The organism is Fibrobacter sp., assembly GCF_017551775.1.
Classification (GTDB): Bacteria; Fibrobacterota; Fibrobacteria; order Fibrobacterales; family Fibrobacteraceae; genus Fibrobacter.
The window spans coordinates 1-13,850 of record NZ_JAFZKX010000026.1 but is presented as its reverse complement, the minus strand read 5'-3'; the positions used below and the strand labels follow the sequence as shown (position 1 = coordinate 13,850).

Annotated in this window: 13 protein-coding genes; 3 read left to right on the top strand and 10 right to left on the bottom strand. The window is 54.8% G+C overall.

What is annotated here, in order from left to right; translation table 11 throughout:
- Nucleotides 1-45: 45 nt before the first annotated feature.
- Together IK012_RS03115 and IK012_RS03110 are read right to left on the bottom strand one after the other, a co-directional pair.
- Nucleotides 46-2,616, bottom strand: a complete 2,571-nt coding sequence (locus IK012_RS03115) for an NPCBM/NEW2 domain-containing protein (protein WP_290950349.1) — start codon at nucleotides 2,614-2,616, stop codon at nucleotides 46-48.
- Between the two features lie 80 nt (nucleotides 2,617-2,696).
- Entirely contained in the window at nucleotides 2,697-3,746 is a 1,050-nt protein-coding gene (locus IK012_RS03110; RefSeq protein ID WP_290950346.1) for a hypothetical protein, read from the bottom strand.
- Between the two features lie 459 nt (nucleotides 3,747-4,205).
- Between IK012_RS03110 and IK012_RS03105 the strand changes: the two genes are divergently transcribed.
- The 3 genes from IK012_RS03105 (at nucleotide 4,206) to IK012_RS03095 (ending at nucleotide 8,011) form a co-directional block, all read left to right on the top strand.
- Entirely contained in the window at nucleotides 4,206-6,281 is a 2,076-nt protein-coding gene (locus IK012_RS03105; RefSeq protein WP_290950343.1) for a transketolase, read from the top strand.
- A 144-nt stretch (nucleotides 6,282-6,425) separates the two neighbouring features.
- Entirely contained in the window at nucleotides 6,426-6,872 is a 447-nt protein-coding gene (gene nrdR / locus IK012_RS03100; RefSeq protein ID WP_173379851.1) for a transcriptional regulator NrdR, read from the top strand.
- Between the two features lie 95 nt (nucleotides 6,873-6,967).
- A complete protein-coding gene (locus tag IK012_RS03095; protein ID WP_290950339.1) occupies nucleotides 6,968-8,011 on the top strand; it encodes a class I SAM-dependent methyltransferase in 1,044 nt (347 codons plus the stop codon).
- A 78-nt stretch (nucleotides 8,012-8,089) separates the two neighbouring features.
- Here IK012_RS03095 and IK012_RS03090 read toward each other — a convergent pair whose 3' ends face one another.
- From IK012_RS03090 to IK012_RS03055, 8 genes are all read right to left on the bottom strand, one after another.
- A complete protein-coding gene (locus tag IK012_RS03090; protein ID WP_290950335.1) occupies nucleotides 8,090-9,136 on the bottom strand; it encodes a phosphatase in 1,047 nt (348 codons plus the stop codon).
- The gene (locus tag IK012_RS03085; protein ID WP_173379854.1) at nucleotides 9,129-9,557 is read right to left on the bottom strand and encodes a hypothetical protein; all 429 of its coding nucleotides are present in this window, start codon (nucleotides 9,555-9,557) and stop codon (nucleotides 9,129-9,131) included. The genes IK012_RS03090 and IK012_RS03085 overlap by 8 nt, the downstream gene beginning before the upstream one ends.
- A gap of 66 nt (nucleotides 9,558-9,623) precedes the next feature.
- Nucleotides 9,624-9,992, bottom strand: coding sequence for a hypothetical protein (locus tag IK012_RS03080; RefSeq protein ID WP_290950330.1), 369 nt, complete (start codon nucleotides 9,990-9,992; stop codon nucleotides 9,624-9,626).
- Between the two features lie 375 nt (nucleotides 9,993-10,367).
- A complete protein-coding gene (panB, locus tag IK012_RS03075; protein ID WP_290950327.1) occupies nucleotides 10,368-11,117 on the bottom strand; it encodes a 3-methyl-2-oxobutanoate hydroxymethyltransferase in 750 nt (249 codons plus the stop codon).
- A 250-nt stretch (nucleotides 11,118-11,367) separates the two neighbouring features.
- Nucleotides 11,368-12,198 (bottom strand): DNA repair protein RecO, encoded by an 831-nt coding sequence (gene recO, locus IK012_RS03070; protein ID WP_290950324.1) that lies wholly within the window; start codon nucleotides 12,196-12,198, stop codon nucleotides 11,368-11,370.
- A gap of 124 nt (nucleotides 12,199-12,322) precedes the next feature.
- Nucleotides 12,323-12,679 (bottom strand): histidine triad nucleotide-binding protein, encoded by a 357-nt coding sequence (locus IK012_RS03065; protein WP_173379858.1) that lies wholly within the window; start codon nucleotides 12,677-12,679, stop codon nucleotides 12,323-12,325.
- A gap of 25 nt (nucleotides 12,680-12,704) precedes the next feature.
- Nucleotides 12,705-13,526 (bottom strand): hypothetical protein, encoded by an 822-nt coding sequence (locus tag IK012_RS03060; protein ID WP_290950319.1) that lies wholly within the window; start codon nucleotides 13,524-13,526, stop codon nucleotides 12,705-12,707.
- A 50-nt stretch (nucleotides 13,527-13,576) separates the two neighbouring features.
- On the bottom strand, nucleotides 13,577-13,850 hold a 274-nt coding region (locus tag IK012_RS03055), incomplete at its 5' end, for a hypothetical protein (protein ID WP_290950316.1).

The following is a 13,850-nucleotide window of genomic DNA, read 5'->3' as shown; positions in this document are numbered from 1 at the left end:
GACCAGTAACTCGGAACTCAGAACTAGGAACTGCGGCATCGCCGCTTAGGGTATCAACACGGGGTTCACGAAGTCGACGTGGCTGCAGTCGATGCTTCCCTTGGGTTTGGTCTTCAGGGTCAGCTTCTGCACGCCTTCCGTATTCGCGGAGAGCGAGAGTACGGTTCCGCTCTGGAACACGGGGCTTTGGGCGAGAACATTCCCGTCGCCGAGAATCTCGATCGACACGCCCTCGCTGCAGAGGCTCTCGTCGTCAAGCCCGAAGGAGGTGCGGAAAGCGCGGAACTTGCCTTCGATATTGAACGAGGTCTCGGATGCCGCATGCGTAGAAAAACCGTTCGTGAAATGCTCGCCGTTGAGGGTCATCACGTGGTTCTCGATGCTCTTGCCCCAGTGGAGGGAACCCCAGTCCTGGCGGTTTTCTGCAAGCATCGATTGCGGGAGGGCCATCGTGCCGCCTTCGGCGTTGAAATAGTATTTGGAAACGTCTGCGAGTTTCACGTGCTTGACCGTATCCATGACGATGACGCGGAACTGGTTGTAGCCCTGCTGCAAATCGGATGCCGCTACGCTGATGTCGTACGGGCCCTGCGCATAGGCGCCGCTTCCGGCGATTTTCCCGTTGAGGGTTGCTGTGTAGCTCCAAGCCTTGCTTGCGTCGGAACTTTCGTTCAGGTCAAAGTGCAGCTTGATGCTGGCGGCTTCGGCCGATGCGCCGGTCGAGTCCTGCGTCTGTTCGGCGGGGTCGTTCACGACGATGATCTTGCTCGGGTTGTAGGTCTTGCGTCCGTTGAACTTCGCAATTTGTACCCAGTAGTTGTTAGTGATGAGGATGTTCTTTACGCCTACGAGGTCCATTTCGCGTTCGAACACGTCGCAGGTGGTGGGGATGCGGTGTTCCACGGCCTTCTTGTGGTAGGTGTGGCTATCCCAGCAGTCGAGCCCGCGGATGTAATAGACTTCGCCGTTGTACTTGTCGATGTAGTTCAGCAAATCGGAGTCGCTCATCTGGCGAGCCCTGTCGTAATGGATGGACGAAATTCCGTAACCTACGAAGTGCCAGGGCCTGCCGTAGATAAACATCCTTTCGGCTTTCGGCTGTTCCTTGAGCCAACTGAGGATTTCGTATTCTTCTATAGTCAGGTGGTTACGGTTGTACATGATGTTCTTGTTGAAGTCGTCCTTGTAATGGGCGGTCCAGGCGCTGAACGCGAGTGCGGTGATTAGCATCCCGGTAAAGGCGAGCTTTGTGCGGTTCTTGTAGTCGAAACTTCCGGCGAAGTACTCGATGGCATGCGCGATGGGGAGTGCGCCGATGAATGCCATGCTGGGCAACATCACCAGGCTGTAGCGCTGGTTGATCTGGATGGTGAAATCGCCCGAGACGTTCTCGAGGATCATGTAGGTCTGCACATGGTAGAGGACCAGGAACACGAGGGTCCACAGGTAGAACTTGCTGCCCTTCGTCGCGTCGTAGATGGCGCGGAACACCAGGTAAACGGCACCGATGGCGAACAAATAGTTGAAGTAAGTGAGGAACGGGTTCTCGAGTTCGCCGTTTTCCTTGAGCGGCTTGGTCATCTCGGTCCAGTTCTTGGCGAGGTCTTCCCAAAAATGCCAGTGGGCATCAAATTCGCCGCCCTGGAAACCGAATCCCTGGTAGTAGCTGATGGTGAGCAGCGCCGGGACGGAGAACAGCGAGAACGTCGCGAAGAACGCAGGGGCCTTGTAGTCCTTCTTGTCGAGGACCTTCGGAAGCGCGAAGATGATGAACGCGAAGATGCAGAAGATGGTCTCTTGGCGGGTCTGCGCGAAGAAGGCGAGGCAGAGCGCGAGGAGAACCCAGTGGTAGACGGTGTTGCGGTCGTAAGCCCACTTGAATATGAAAAGCGAGAGCGCGGAGAGGAAAATGTAGAGCGGTTCCACCGACATGGCTCGGAACTGGAATAGCACGGTCGGTTGTAGTGCCATGAGGAGAGCGGCGAGGAATGCGAGTAGCGGCTGGCGTGTCCAGGCGACAATGGCGAGGAACATCAGCAGGAACGCGAGCGGGAGCATCAGGAGTTCGGCATTGAAAATCCAGTGCAGGTCAGTCCCGAAGAAGTGCATTCCCAGGTAGTAGAGGAAGGCCAGCCCTTTTGTCTTGAAACTGTTCGATGTGCTGACGCATTTGAGGTTGCCGTTATCGAATATACCCTGGTTGCAGGTTCCCGATTCGTGGTTGTAGTACATGTTCTGCGCGACGGACATGAACACGCTCTCGTCGCTCTGTACGCGGTGACGGGCCTCGATTTGCGTGCCCGCGAAGATGGCGACCGCGACGGCGAATACCGCGGTGATGATGCAGAACGATTTTGCGGGGAGGATTCCCTTGAACCACTCGCGGAAGTCCTTGTTCAGGAAGGCAAACAGGATGACGGCGGCTAGGAGTTGCGCCAGGAACAGCGGGAGGGGGATGCTCAGGTCAAGCTGGCGGATGATTTCCTTGTGGCCACCGCTAGGGCGGCCGACAAACCAGATAAGGGCCGGGATGACGAGGGATATAGCTAGCCCGACAAATCCAATCGGGTGCGCGAGATTTTTCAAAAGTCCAATGATGAAAATGAAAGCTTTCATTTCATAAATATAAATAAAGAAGGCGCCCGCGGGCGCCTGGTTCTTTGTTAACTATTCAGTTTTCAATTTTCGTGTGAATATTACTTCCTTTTGCCTTTTTTCTTGGGCTTCTTGGAAGTCTTCTTGGTAGATTTCTTGGTTGTCTTTTGGGCCTTCTTGCTGGCCTTTTTGCTGGCCTTCTTCGAAGACTTCTTTGCGGCGGGCTTGGATTCCGGTTCCGGAGCGGGCTCTGCAATCGATTCGGGTTCCGGTTCCTGCTCTGCTGCGGCTTCGGGCTCATCGGCAGATTCTTCTGCAGCGGATTCCTCTGTGGCAGGTTGTTCTGCAGCGGCCTCCTCCGTGACAGACTGTTCTGCGGCGGGAGCCTCGGCGGAAGGTTGTTCTGCAGCGGGAGCTTCGGCGGCTGTTTCTTCGGCAGGACTTGCTTCTGTTACAGTATCGCTTGTTGTGTCTTCGGTTACAGATTCGGTCGGTTCCGTGCTGTAGGGAGCGCTGGAATCGTTGTCCGTTGTGGTGGTTTCCGGTTCGCTGGATTCTTCCGTAGCGTTTGCGGTGTTGGGTTCTTCCTTAACGGTTTTCTGCACCTGGTCTTCGGACTTGTTTGCCTTTTTGTGGGTCAACTCGAAACCGATGGAGAGCTGTACGCCTATGCGGCCCGAAAAAGTGCGGAATTCGGTATTCTGGTTCTTGAAGGACTTGAGCAGCGAGGAATAACTGTAGTTGACTTCGAGCCCGATGTCGAAGGGTAGCATGAAGCCCACGCCACCGCTTGCAAAGAAGTTGAGCGGGAGTTCCCACCAGTTGCCGTTGCCGGTAAGCGGGGCCTGATAACCAAGCCTGATTACTGCATAGGGAATGGCGAACCAGTCTTTGCCGTAAGGACCGAAAGAAATGTTTCCCCAAATGGGCAATGTTGCCGGAACGATTAAGGAGCTACCGTCTTTCTGGGCGCTTTTATATCCAAGACCGAAACCGTAGTGAATGGGGGATTCTGCGCCAAAGAGCAATTCGGCACCGCCAATGTATACAAATTCGGTATTCCATTCCTTTTCATGTTTGTCGCTGTTGACTTTCTCGTGGACCGTTGTTTTGTTGGGAAAATCAAACTGGACCAGAGGGCGAAGTTCCATGGAGTAGGCATGCTGAAAACCGAGAGACAGCAGTGCTATTTTGAGTATATTTTTTTTAGATAAGAACATCTTGGTAGTATTTTCCTCAAATTTGTGGTACTCAAATTAGAATTTTTTTAAGCCAAGAAACACGATAGTGAGATTATTAATATATTTGGGTGATGCTTTGGATAGGAAGAGGGCGAAAATGAATCAATTTTCAAGAATTCTTTTTCTTTTTTTACAATCGCTGCTCATGCTGCCGTTCTGACAAGGGTCGTCTGGTGGGTACAGGTGTCTATATCTGGTGTATTGATTTTAAGTTCGAGGATGGCCATTCCGAGTTCCTTTTGGTCAAAACGGGCATAAAAAGCAAGAAATAAGATTGTATTAGTGTGAAAAATGTCCCAAAACCTTGAGAGAAATCGTAAAAAAAACTAAATTTGGCGCGTAAATAACAATACCCAAAGAGGTTTTACAGTGCAAGACTCCCTAGTTACGAAAGCAGCTGACAACGTCCGAATCCTCTCTGCCGCGATGGTGCAGAAGGCCAAGTCCGGGCATCCGGGTGGTGCCATGGGCGCCGCCGACGCCACGACGCTTTTGTTTGCGGAATTCCTGCGCTTCGATCCGGACGATCCGGAATGGATGGGCCGTGACCGCTTCTTCATGGACCCGGGCCACATGAGCCCGCTCCTGTATTCCGAGCTCGTGCTCAGCGGTCGCCTCACTCTCGAAGACGTGAAGAACTTCCGCCAGCTTGGCAGTCGCACTCCGGGTCACCCCGAACTGGACGTGATGCTCGGCATCGAGAACTCCTCGGGTCCGCTCGGCATCGGCCACGGCATCGCTCTTGGCGCCGCCATCGCCGAACGCTTCATGGTGGAACGCTTCGGCTCCATCCTCGAGCACAAGACCGTCTGCCTCGTTTCTGACGGCGGTCTCGAAGAAGAAATCGCATACGGCGTGGGCCGTATCGCTGGCCACCTCAAGCTTTCTAACCTCATTTTCTTCTACGACGCGAACCAGGTGCAGCTGAGCTGCAAGACCGAAGACGTGATGAGCCACGACTTCGTGAAGCAGTACGAATCCTGGGGCTTCCGCGTTATCGAATGCGATGGCTCCAATATCGCCGACCTCCGCAAGGCGTTCAAGGCCGCTTGGGCCGAAAAGGAAAAGCCGACGCTCGTGTTCGGCCACACCACGATGGCCAAGGGCGCTGTTGCCGAAGACGGCAAGAGCTACGAAGGCGAAGTTTCTACGCACGGCCAGCCGCTCAACGCTGCCGGCGCTTCCACTGCCGCGACGGTCAAGAACCTCGGCGGTAACCCGGACGATCCGTTCCAGGTGTTCGACGACGTGAAGGCCGCTTTCGAAGCCCGCGCCGAAGAACTCCGCAAGGAAGTCGCCGAATGGAAGAAGGCCAAGGCCGCTTGGGACAAGGAAAACGCCGAAAAGTCCGCGACCCTCAATGAATGGCTCTCCGGCAAGGCTCCGGTGCTCAACCTTTCCACCCTCCCGATTAAGGAAGGTGTGGCTACCCGCGTTACGAGCGGTACGGTTCTCGGTTACCTCGCCGAAAACTTCCACAACATCATTTGCAGTTCCGCCGACCTCTCCAACTCCGACAACACGCAGGCGTTCCTCAACAAGACGGGCATCTTCCGTCCGAACGACTTCAAGGGCGCGTTTGTCCAGGTGGGCGTCGCAGAACTGACGATGGGCGCCATCATGAACGGCATCGCCCTGCAGAAGGGACTCTTCCCGATCTGCGCCACGTTCTTCGTGTTCAGCGACTTCATGAAGCCCGCTATCCGCATGGCCGCCCTCATGGGCCTCCCGGTCAAGTACGTGTTCACGCACGACAGCTTCCGCGTGGGCGAAGACGGCCCGACGCACCAGCCCATCGAACACGAAACTCAGATTCGTTTGCTCGAAGGCCTCACGAAGGAAAACGGCAAGGCCGAAATGCTCGTGCTCCGTCCGGCAGATGCATTCGAAACTCTCGCCGCCTGGGAAATGGCTTTCGAAAACAACGACAGCCCGACGGCCCTCATCCTCACGCGCCAGGTGGTGAACACGCTCCCCGGCGACAACCGCTACGAAGCGGCGAAGGCTTGCCGCAAGGGCGCCTACATCGTGAGCGACAATACCGCCGCTGGTAAGAACCCGGACCTCACCCTCGTGGCGAACGGTTCCGACGTGCTGCTGGAACACCAGGCCGCCGAACTTCTCCGTGCCGAAGGCAAGGCTGTGCGCGTGGTCTCCATGATCAGCCCGGCCCTCTTCCTCAAGCAGGACAAGGCCTACCGCGACAGCATCATTGTTCCGTGGACTCCGGTGTTCGCTCTTTCGAGCGGTCTCCCGGTGCTCTTCGACCGCGTGGTCGGTGGCTTCGGCAAGGCTTGCGGTCTGGAACGCTTCGGCGCTTCCGCTCCGGCCGGCGTGCTCGAGAAGGAATTCGGTTACGTGCCCGAGGCAGTCGCCGCGAAGGCCAAGGAATACCTTGCCGAATTTGCCCAGAACGTCGCTGCCTTCAAGAAGGCTAACGCTTAAGCAAACGGCTCAAACGCTTTGATGAAATCCTCCGTTTTGTCAACGGGGGATTTTTTTACTTTCTGCCCGCTGTATCACGGACAAGATTGAAAGAGAAAGAAGAAAAAATTTGCCTTTTGCCTAGAAAAAACCTATATTCTAGCCATGATTTGCCCTTTTTGCAAGACGGACAACGACAAGGTCGTCGATAGCCGCGTGAGCGGTACCGCAATTCGCAGGCGCCGCGAGTGCCAGGCGTGCGGTCGTCGTTTTACTACACGCGAGTATATTGAAATCCAGCCGTTGACGGTCGTCAAGCGCAATGGGGAAAAGGAACCCTTCCAACGGGAAAAACTTATTCGCGGTATCATGAACTCGTGCAAGAAGCGTCCGCTTTCGTCCGAGGATATTGAACAGCTCGCGACTCGAGTCGAAAACGCGCTTCCGGTCAACGATTCGTTCGAAGTGGGTTACGACAAAATAGGTAATCTCGTGATGCAGGAACTCAAGAAACTTGATCCTGTCGCCTACGTGCGGTTCGCTTCTATTTACCGCGAGTTCAAGGAAGTAGGCGAATTCGTGGACCAGATCAAGTCTCTGGATAAAGCTTGACCAGAGTGCCGTTCCGAGTTCCGGAACAAGCGCTGGATAAACTCCGGCGATTAGGCGAAGTGTCCGGACCATCGGTGGCAATTGCGTTATAGACGATGAAGAATTTACTCAAGACTGCAAATGAAAAACGCGCACCTCTGTTCGATGTGACAGACGCTTACCGCATTGTGAACGGAGCCGCCGACGGATTTCCGGGCATGACGCTCGACAGGTTCGGCGACCGCTTTCAGGTGCAGTTCTTCGGGCCGGAGATGCTCTCGCGTCGCCGTGAACTTGTAGATGCTGTGGCTTCGCAGTTCAATCCGGCGTGCATCGTGGTGAAGGAACGCCTCTCCCGCGCGGGAAAATCCTTGGAGAACGCTCCGATGGAAATTGCGCTCGGGACCCGCGAAGATGCCGTAGGTACTGTGCGCGAAGGCAACGCGCGCTTCCATGTGGACTTGCTCGATACCGTCAATCCGGGGCTGTTCCTCGATATGCGTCACGTGCGCCTCGAGGTGGAAGACCGCTTCCGCGCGATGACCGGCGGGCAGTTTAATGCCGGCGCTGTTCAAGCGGGCGAGCCGTTTAATGCAAACGATAAACGGCCCGCGCAGTCCTCCGCAGATATAAACGGTCCGCGTTTCCTCAACCTCTTCAGCTACACTTGCAGTTTTTCGGTACACGCGCGCCTCGGGGGCGCCGCAGTTGCGACGAACGCCGACATCAGCGGGAAGATTCTCGACAAGGGTCGCGAAAACTACGCGCTGAACGGTCTCGACCTGCGCCCCGGTGAATTTTTCCGCGGGAACGCGCTCGAGTATGTGCGCTGGGCATGCAAGAAGGGCCTCAAGTTCGACGGGATTGTTCTTGACCCGCCGAGTTTCGCGCGCTTCAAGGGTTTCAACTTCAACGTGCGCGAACACCTGATGCCGCTCGTGTCGGAATGTGCGCAGATTCTGAACCCGCGCGGGTTCTTCATGGTGAGTTCCAACTACAGCGAGTTCGCGCTCGACTCGTTCGCGCGCGACGTGCTTGATGCCGTCAAGTCCGTTCACGAAAAAGCCCGCACTGCTTGGAAGCGCAGGCAGGATATTGATTTTGTCGGCAGCGGATCCACGAAGGATTCTTGCCTCGTCGCGACTCTCGTGGAAGTATGACGGTCTGTCACTCTGGAGCTGCGTAGCAGCGATAGAGTCCATGGATCCTATCGGCCTCGATGGGCCTCCAGGATGACATTACTGGTCGTCGCTTTCTTCGGCGGAATTTTCTTCTTCGGCTTTCTTTTTCAGCCAGGGCGGAGTTCTTTTCGCCTTCGGTTTTGCTTCCGGCTCGGGTTCCGGCGGGTACAGCAGCCCGAAGCGGATGCCCGCGGTGCTGATGAAGAATCTTTCGACGCGCAACTTTTCCAAGAGCGACTTCAGCCAGAAAAGTCCGCAGATGATGACGTCGCTGCGCCCGTTTTCGAGACCCGGGAGCATCGCGCGGAGTTCCTTCGAGAGGTTCGAAATGCGCGTGGTGACGGCGTCGAGGTCAGCGATGCTCATCTCGAGCCCTTCGATGGCCTTGTAGTCGAACTTCTGCTTGTCCAAAAATACCATGGCGAGCGCCGTTCCCGTACCGCCGATAAGGTAGACGGGCTTCTTGGTCATGCCCTTGAAGCTCACTTCCTTGAAGGTTTCCTTCACGAACTTCTTGTATTCGGGTCCGGGAATGGGGCCCATCGCCTTGAACATCTTGAGCGCGCCAACGGGAATCGAGAATGTGGTCTCGCCGTTGCTGAGTTCTGTCGAACCGCCGCCGATGTCGATGGTGACGATGCCTTCGCCGTGCCATTCTTTGACGGAACGGTAGGTGAGTTTGCCTTCTTCTTCGCCGCTGATGATTCGCGGGCGGAACCAGAGCGCTTTTTCGACCGCGTCGATGACTTCTTCCTGGTTTTCAGCCCTGCGCATGGCTTCGGTCATGGCGACTGCCTGGATGTCGGCGCCGAGTGCGTGCAAGTCCATGCGGAACGATGTCATCACGTCGACAAGTTCCTGAATTTTCTTCTCGGTAATGCGACCGTGTTCGTAGATGTCTTCGCCGAGTTTGCAAATCTTGATTTTCTGGAGCTTCGGGACCAGAATCTTGCGCGGTTCGGTTGCCGGCGCAGCCTCGGTCTCTGCATTTTCAGCCGAAGCAGGTGCCGGAGCGGGTGTCGCTGGCGCATCTTCGAACGCGGCGATGAGCATGATGCAGCTCATGCTGCCGATGTCGATGGTGGCGAGTAGCTTGTTAGCCATTCTCGTCCTCCGATTCGGTATCTTTCTGCACGGCATTGTCTTGCCCGGCTACGTCATGCCGCAGACCCGAAGGGTCAAGGGCATCCGCCTCTGAGGACTTGTCTTTTTCATCAAATTTTTTCATGCCCGCTTTGATTTTCTCGGCGATAGCGCCTGGGTGGAGCATGAATTCCTTCGCGCTGGCGATAGCTTCTTCAATGAGGTATTCGGAATACTTTCCGTTCCAGCTGGCGACCAAGTCGCCCGATTCACTTCCGAGAGGTTTCTTCTCGCGGATTTCCTGACCCATTTTGAGGGCGAGGAGCAATCCGAGTTCGAATCCGCGCGGGGATTCCTTCGCTTCGAGCAGTTTCTCGACGCGCTTGATGCGTTCGTCGAAGGGAATGTTTTCAAGTTCTGCGAGGTCTTTTTCAGAAATCATGTGTAAAAGATAGCAATAAGAAAAGGGCCCGCAGAGCGGGTCCTTTCCAAAAGAGAGCGAGAAGAATTACTTCTTGGCTGCGGGCTTCTTAGCAGCGGCCGGCTTCTTAGCGGCAGCGGGCTTCTTGGCAGCAGCCGGCTTCTTAGCGGCAGTGGGCTTCTTGGCAGCAGCCGGCTTCTTAGCGGCAGCGGGCTTCTTGGCAACGCTCGGCTTCTTAGCGGCAGCGGGCTTCTTGGCAGCAGCCGGCTTCTTAGCAGCGGAGGGCTTCTTGGCAGCAGCCGGCTTCTTAGCGGCGGCCGGCTTCTTGGCAGCGGCCGGCTTCTTGGCGGCGGCCGGCTTCTTAGCGGCGGCCGGCTTCTTGGCGGCAGCGGGCTTCTTGGCGGCAGCAGGCTTCTTCGCAGCGGGTTTCTTAGCGGGTTTCTTGATTGTAGCCATTGTTATTCTTCCTTTTTTTGAGGGTTAATGTTTTGATGTCATTAAAATAACTTTATTTTCACAAATAATCAACACTTTTTTAAAAATTTTTTCATTTTTTTTCAAAAAGTTATTGACAAGTCAAAAAAAGTACTTCGAAAAACATGAATTTTAATTTGTATGTAAAATTGCGCGAGCCTAGTATTTACGGGCTTCCCGGGCGATTTGACTCTTTTTTGCACGGGACGATATTTTTTGATTGTAACTCAATGATACTCAAAGAATTAATTGCAAAAAAAAACGTGTGGAACGTCGCAAATAAAAAAATACCGCGCAGAAAAGTTTCTGTGCGGCAAAAAAATTTTGATTTGTAAATTTTCTTCGGATGAATTCGTGTTAAGGCGATTCGTTTCTCACGCTCTCCACGTATTTGCGCATGCCTTCGACGCCGAGAGAGTACATGTCGACAAATTTTGTAGCGAACGGAGGAAGCTTGCGCGGATGCATTCCGAGCGCGTCGTGCATCACGAGCACGTGTCCGTCGGTGAATTTGCCACCGCCGATACCGATGGTGACGCAATTCACTTCGCTGGTAATCTTCTTGCCGAGTTCTTCGGGAATGTGCTCGAGTACAGTCTCGAAACAGCCGAGGCTGTCCACAAACTTGGCCGCTTCCTCGATGGCGCGGGCTTCTTCTTCGGTTTTGCCTTTCTGCTTGAAGTTCTCGGCGGTCTGCGGCAAAAGTCCCAGGTGCGCACAGACGGGAATGTCCTTGCTGCGGAGGTATTCGATGACGCCCTCGGGAGTGCCTTCGAGCTTGACGCTTGCTGCGCCTAAGTCTATGAATCGCTTTGCGTTATCGTATGCCGTTTGCGGATCCTTGTCGCTCAGGTAGGGCATGTCGGCGACTACGTGCGTGTTGGGTGCGCCGCGGCAGACGGCCGCCACAAAGATTTGCATTTCGTTCATGCCGATTTCTCGGGTGCTCTTGTAACCGAGCATCGTGTTTGCGAGGCTGTCGCCCACGAGAATCTGGTCGACTCCGGCAGCTTCCGCCATCTGGGCGAACGCGAAGTCGTAAGCCGTGATCATCGAAACTTTCCTGCCCGTGCCCTTCAAGGCGCGGATGTCTTCTGCTGTAAGCATGACAAACTCCTATTTATGAACCGCGCTTTCTATAAACCGCGTTTTTCATAGCATGTAAAATTTAGCAAATGGCGAGAGTCGCGGCAAAAAATCTTTTTTTTGACATGGCCGAGCCTAGCTAAAAGCGCTCGGAACGAGCGCCAATTTAGCATCTTTTGCGTAGGGCGAGTGAAGCGGACTGCTCGCAGTTCCATTTCCGAGCCCAGCAAAAGTCGCGCGAAGTGCGTCAATGGCGAGAGCCGCGGCAACTTTAGCCACTCGGGAACAATTTCCGTGTTTCATTTAGAAACTTGAGCGAGTTTATTTCGCGCATGAACCCGACATGGTTCCGCAGGTAGGCGAGGAGCGCGTTCTCTACATATTCCGGAGTCGCGGGTTCGTTGCCGGTGCGGAGCGCCCAGAAGCCGGCACGCGTCTCGGGCTTTGCGCGGGCGGTCTCGACGCCGATGCATGCGGTGCATGTGAAGCCTCCCGTTTCCGGATGGAAATCGGCGGCGGGTTCCGTGAGCGTTTTTCCGCAGCGGCTGCATGTAGAAATGTCGAGGTGGTAGCCCCAGAGTTCGCAGGTATCTAGAAGCCAGCGGGCGAAAACACCGGAAGTGCCACCTGCGGATACGGAGGGCGCGGCATCTTGCCCAGGAGAATAATTTGCGGCATCTTGTTCCGGCGATAAACTTGTGGAGCCTTGTTCGGGAGAATTGCCCGCAGTATCGAATTCCCGGAGTGCGTTTTCCAGCAGGGCGAATTCCCCTTCCAGCGGGACACCCGCGGGCGCGTACCGCAATACGATTTCGGTCATGACCTGCGCCTTGGCAGAGTCGAGCAAGTTCTCCCGGAGGTGCGGGTGCCATTCGATGACGCTCGCTTCCTTGAGGAACTGCAGTTCCGTATTCGGGTTTTCGCGGTAGACAATCTCGCTGAGCGAAAGCGGGTCGAGGGCGCCCTTGAAGGGGCTGTCCTTGCGCTTGCCGCCCTTGACTATAAACGAGACGATGCCGCTCTCTTCGGCGAGCACCTTCACGATCCAGCTGGAATCGCTGTAAGGGAATCGGTGCAGGACGATGGCGCGGGTTTTTATCATAGGATGGCGGCTTTGCCGCAGTTACTTCGCCCTTCGGGCTAGTTAATAGCTACTAGAATCTTCAGTGTCAAGAAACTTCTAGATGCCGATAACACTAGTAACTCGGAACTTAGAACTCGGAACTCTATTTACTTGGGAACGGGGGCCAGCCCATCGCCTGTCCGCCCACCACGTGCAGGTGGATGTGGAACACGGTCTGGCCGGCGTCGGCCTTGCAGTTGAACACGAAGCGGGCACCGCTCTCTTCGAGGCCGAGGTCCTTCGCAATGAGCTGCGCACGGTAGAGCATCTTGCCCACGAGCTCGCAGTCTTCGGGCTTCATGTCCATGATGGTGGAAATGTGGCGCTTCGGCACCACCAGGAAGTGCACCGGGGCCTGCGGGGCGATGTCGTAGAAGGCGAACACGTCGTCGTCTTCGTAGATTTTCTTGGAGGGGATTTCACCCTTGATGATTTTGCAGAAAAGGCAGTTTTCACTCATAGTATGTATAATAGTAGTAAAAGTTCTAGGAATTTCCTCGCTGGGCGAGGATTTCTTCGACTTTGCGGTTCACGATTTCGCGCTCGCGCATGGCGTGCAGCAATTTTTCGTTTTCGACGATGGCCGTCATGACCTTGATATAGATTAAGGCAAGGATGACGAGTACGCCGATGCCGAACAGTCGCAGGACGATTGAGTCGTAATAAAAATAAGAAACGAAGCTCAGGGCGGTCAAAGCGAAAATTCCGGTAAGCATTTTAGGCGGAACCGTTGCGGACCGGTCTCCATGTGCGGTGAGTACTTCTTGTTGGCGGGCGAGGAGGTCCTTGAAGATGAAGTAGTCCAGGAATCCGGAAAGCCAGGGAATCATCGTGCAAATAACGGCGTACCAGGGGGAGAATTTGGTCGTCGTGTACTTGCGCTGGAATTTTATGTTGTAGTATAGCCACCGACAGGATTTGATGACGTAGACGGTGAAAAGGATGCAGGCTATAAAGGCTAAGAAAATGTACGCGAGGATGAACAAGGCGGAGGATGGGGGAATTGGTGAAGGCTGCTTGTTCTTGGCCATTTCGGCAAAAAGCTTGAAAATGGATATCATGCGCTCGGAGGCCAGCGCAAGCAGGACTCCGGAAACGATGTTGATTTTAATCCATGTAATGGCGCTCTTGCCGCGGCGGACATTTTCCGGTTCGTCCTGGATGAAAGCGCTTTGATGCGTGCTGCTGGACGGAGCGGTCTTTTGGATGGATTTGGCCTGTTCATTTGGACCATCGTTCGGTGCGTCGCACCACAGGCACTTGGTCATGTCGTCTTCGTATTCTCTGCCGCACTTCTTGCAAATCATAGGATCTCCTTTAGCCCGCAATATAGAAATAAATCTGTTGCCGGAGCGAACTAGGAATTTTCGTCTCGGGTGACGGCTTCTTCGCTCAGTTCTTCATGATGCGGTTCTTCGTCAGGCGGAGTGCTGGGCGTGTCGCTGGTCGACAAGGAATTCAGCGCTCTGGTGTTCGCGGTGATGGCGCGAATGGTTTTGATGTAGCTTACGAAAAGGATGATGCTGAACGCGATAAAGCATGCTACGGCAGTGTGGTTGAGGGCGCTTCCGTCACACAGCATCAGGAGAAATGAAACATAGACGGCAATGCCGCCACCGAATATGCCGGGG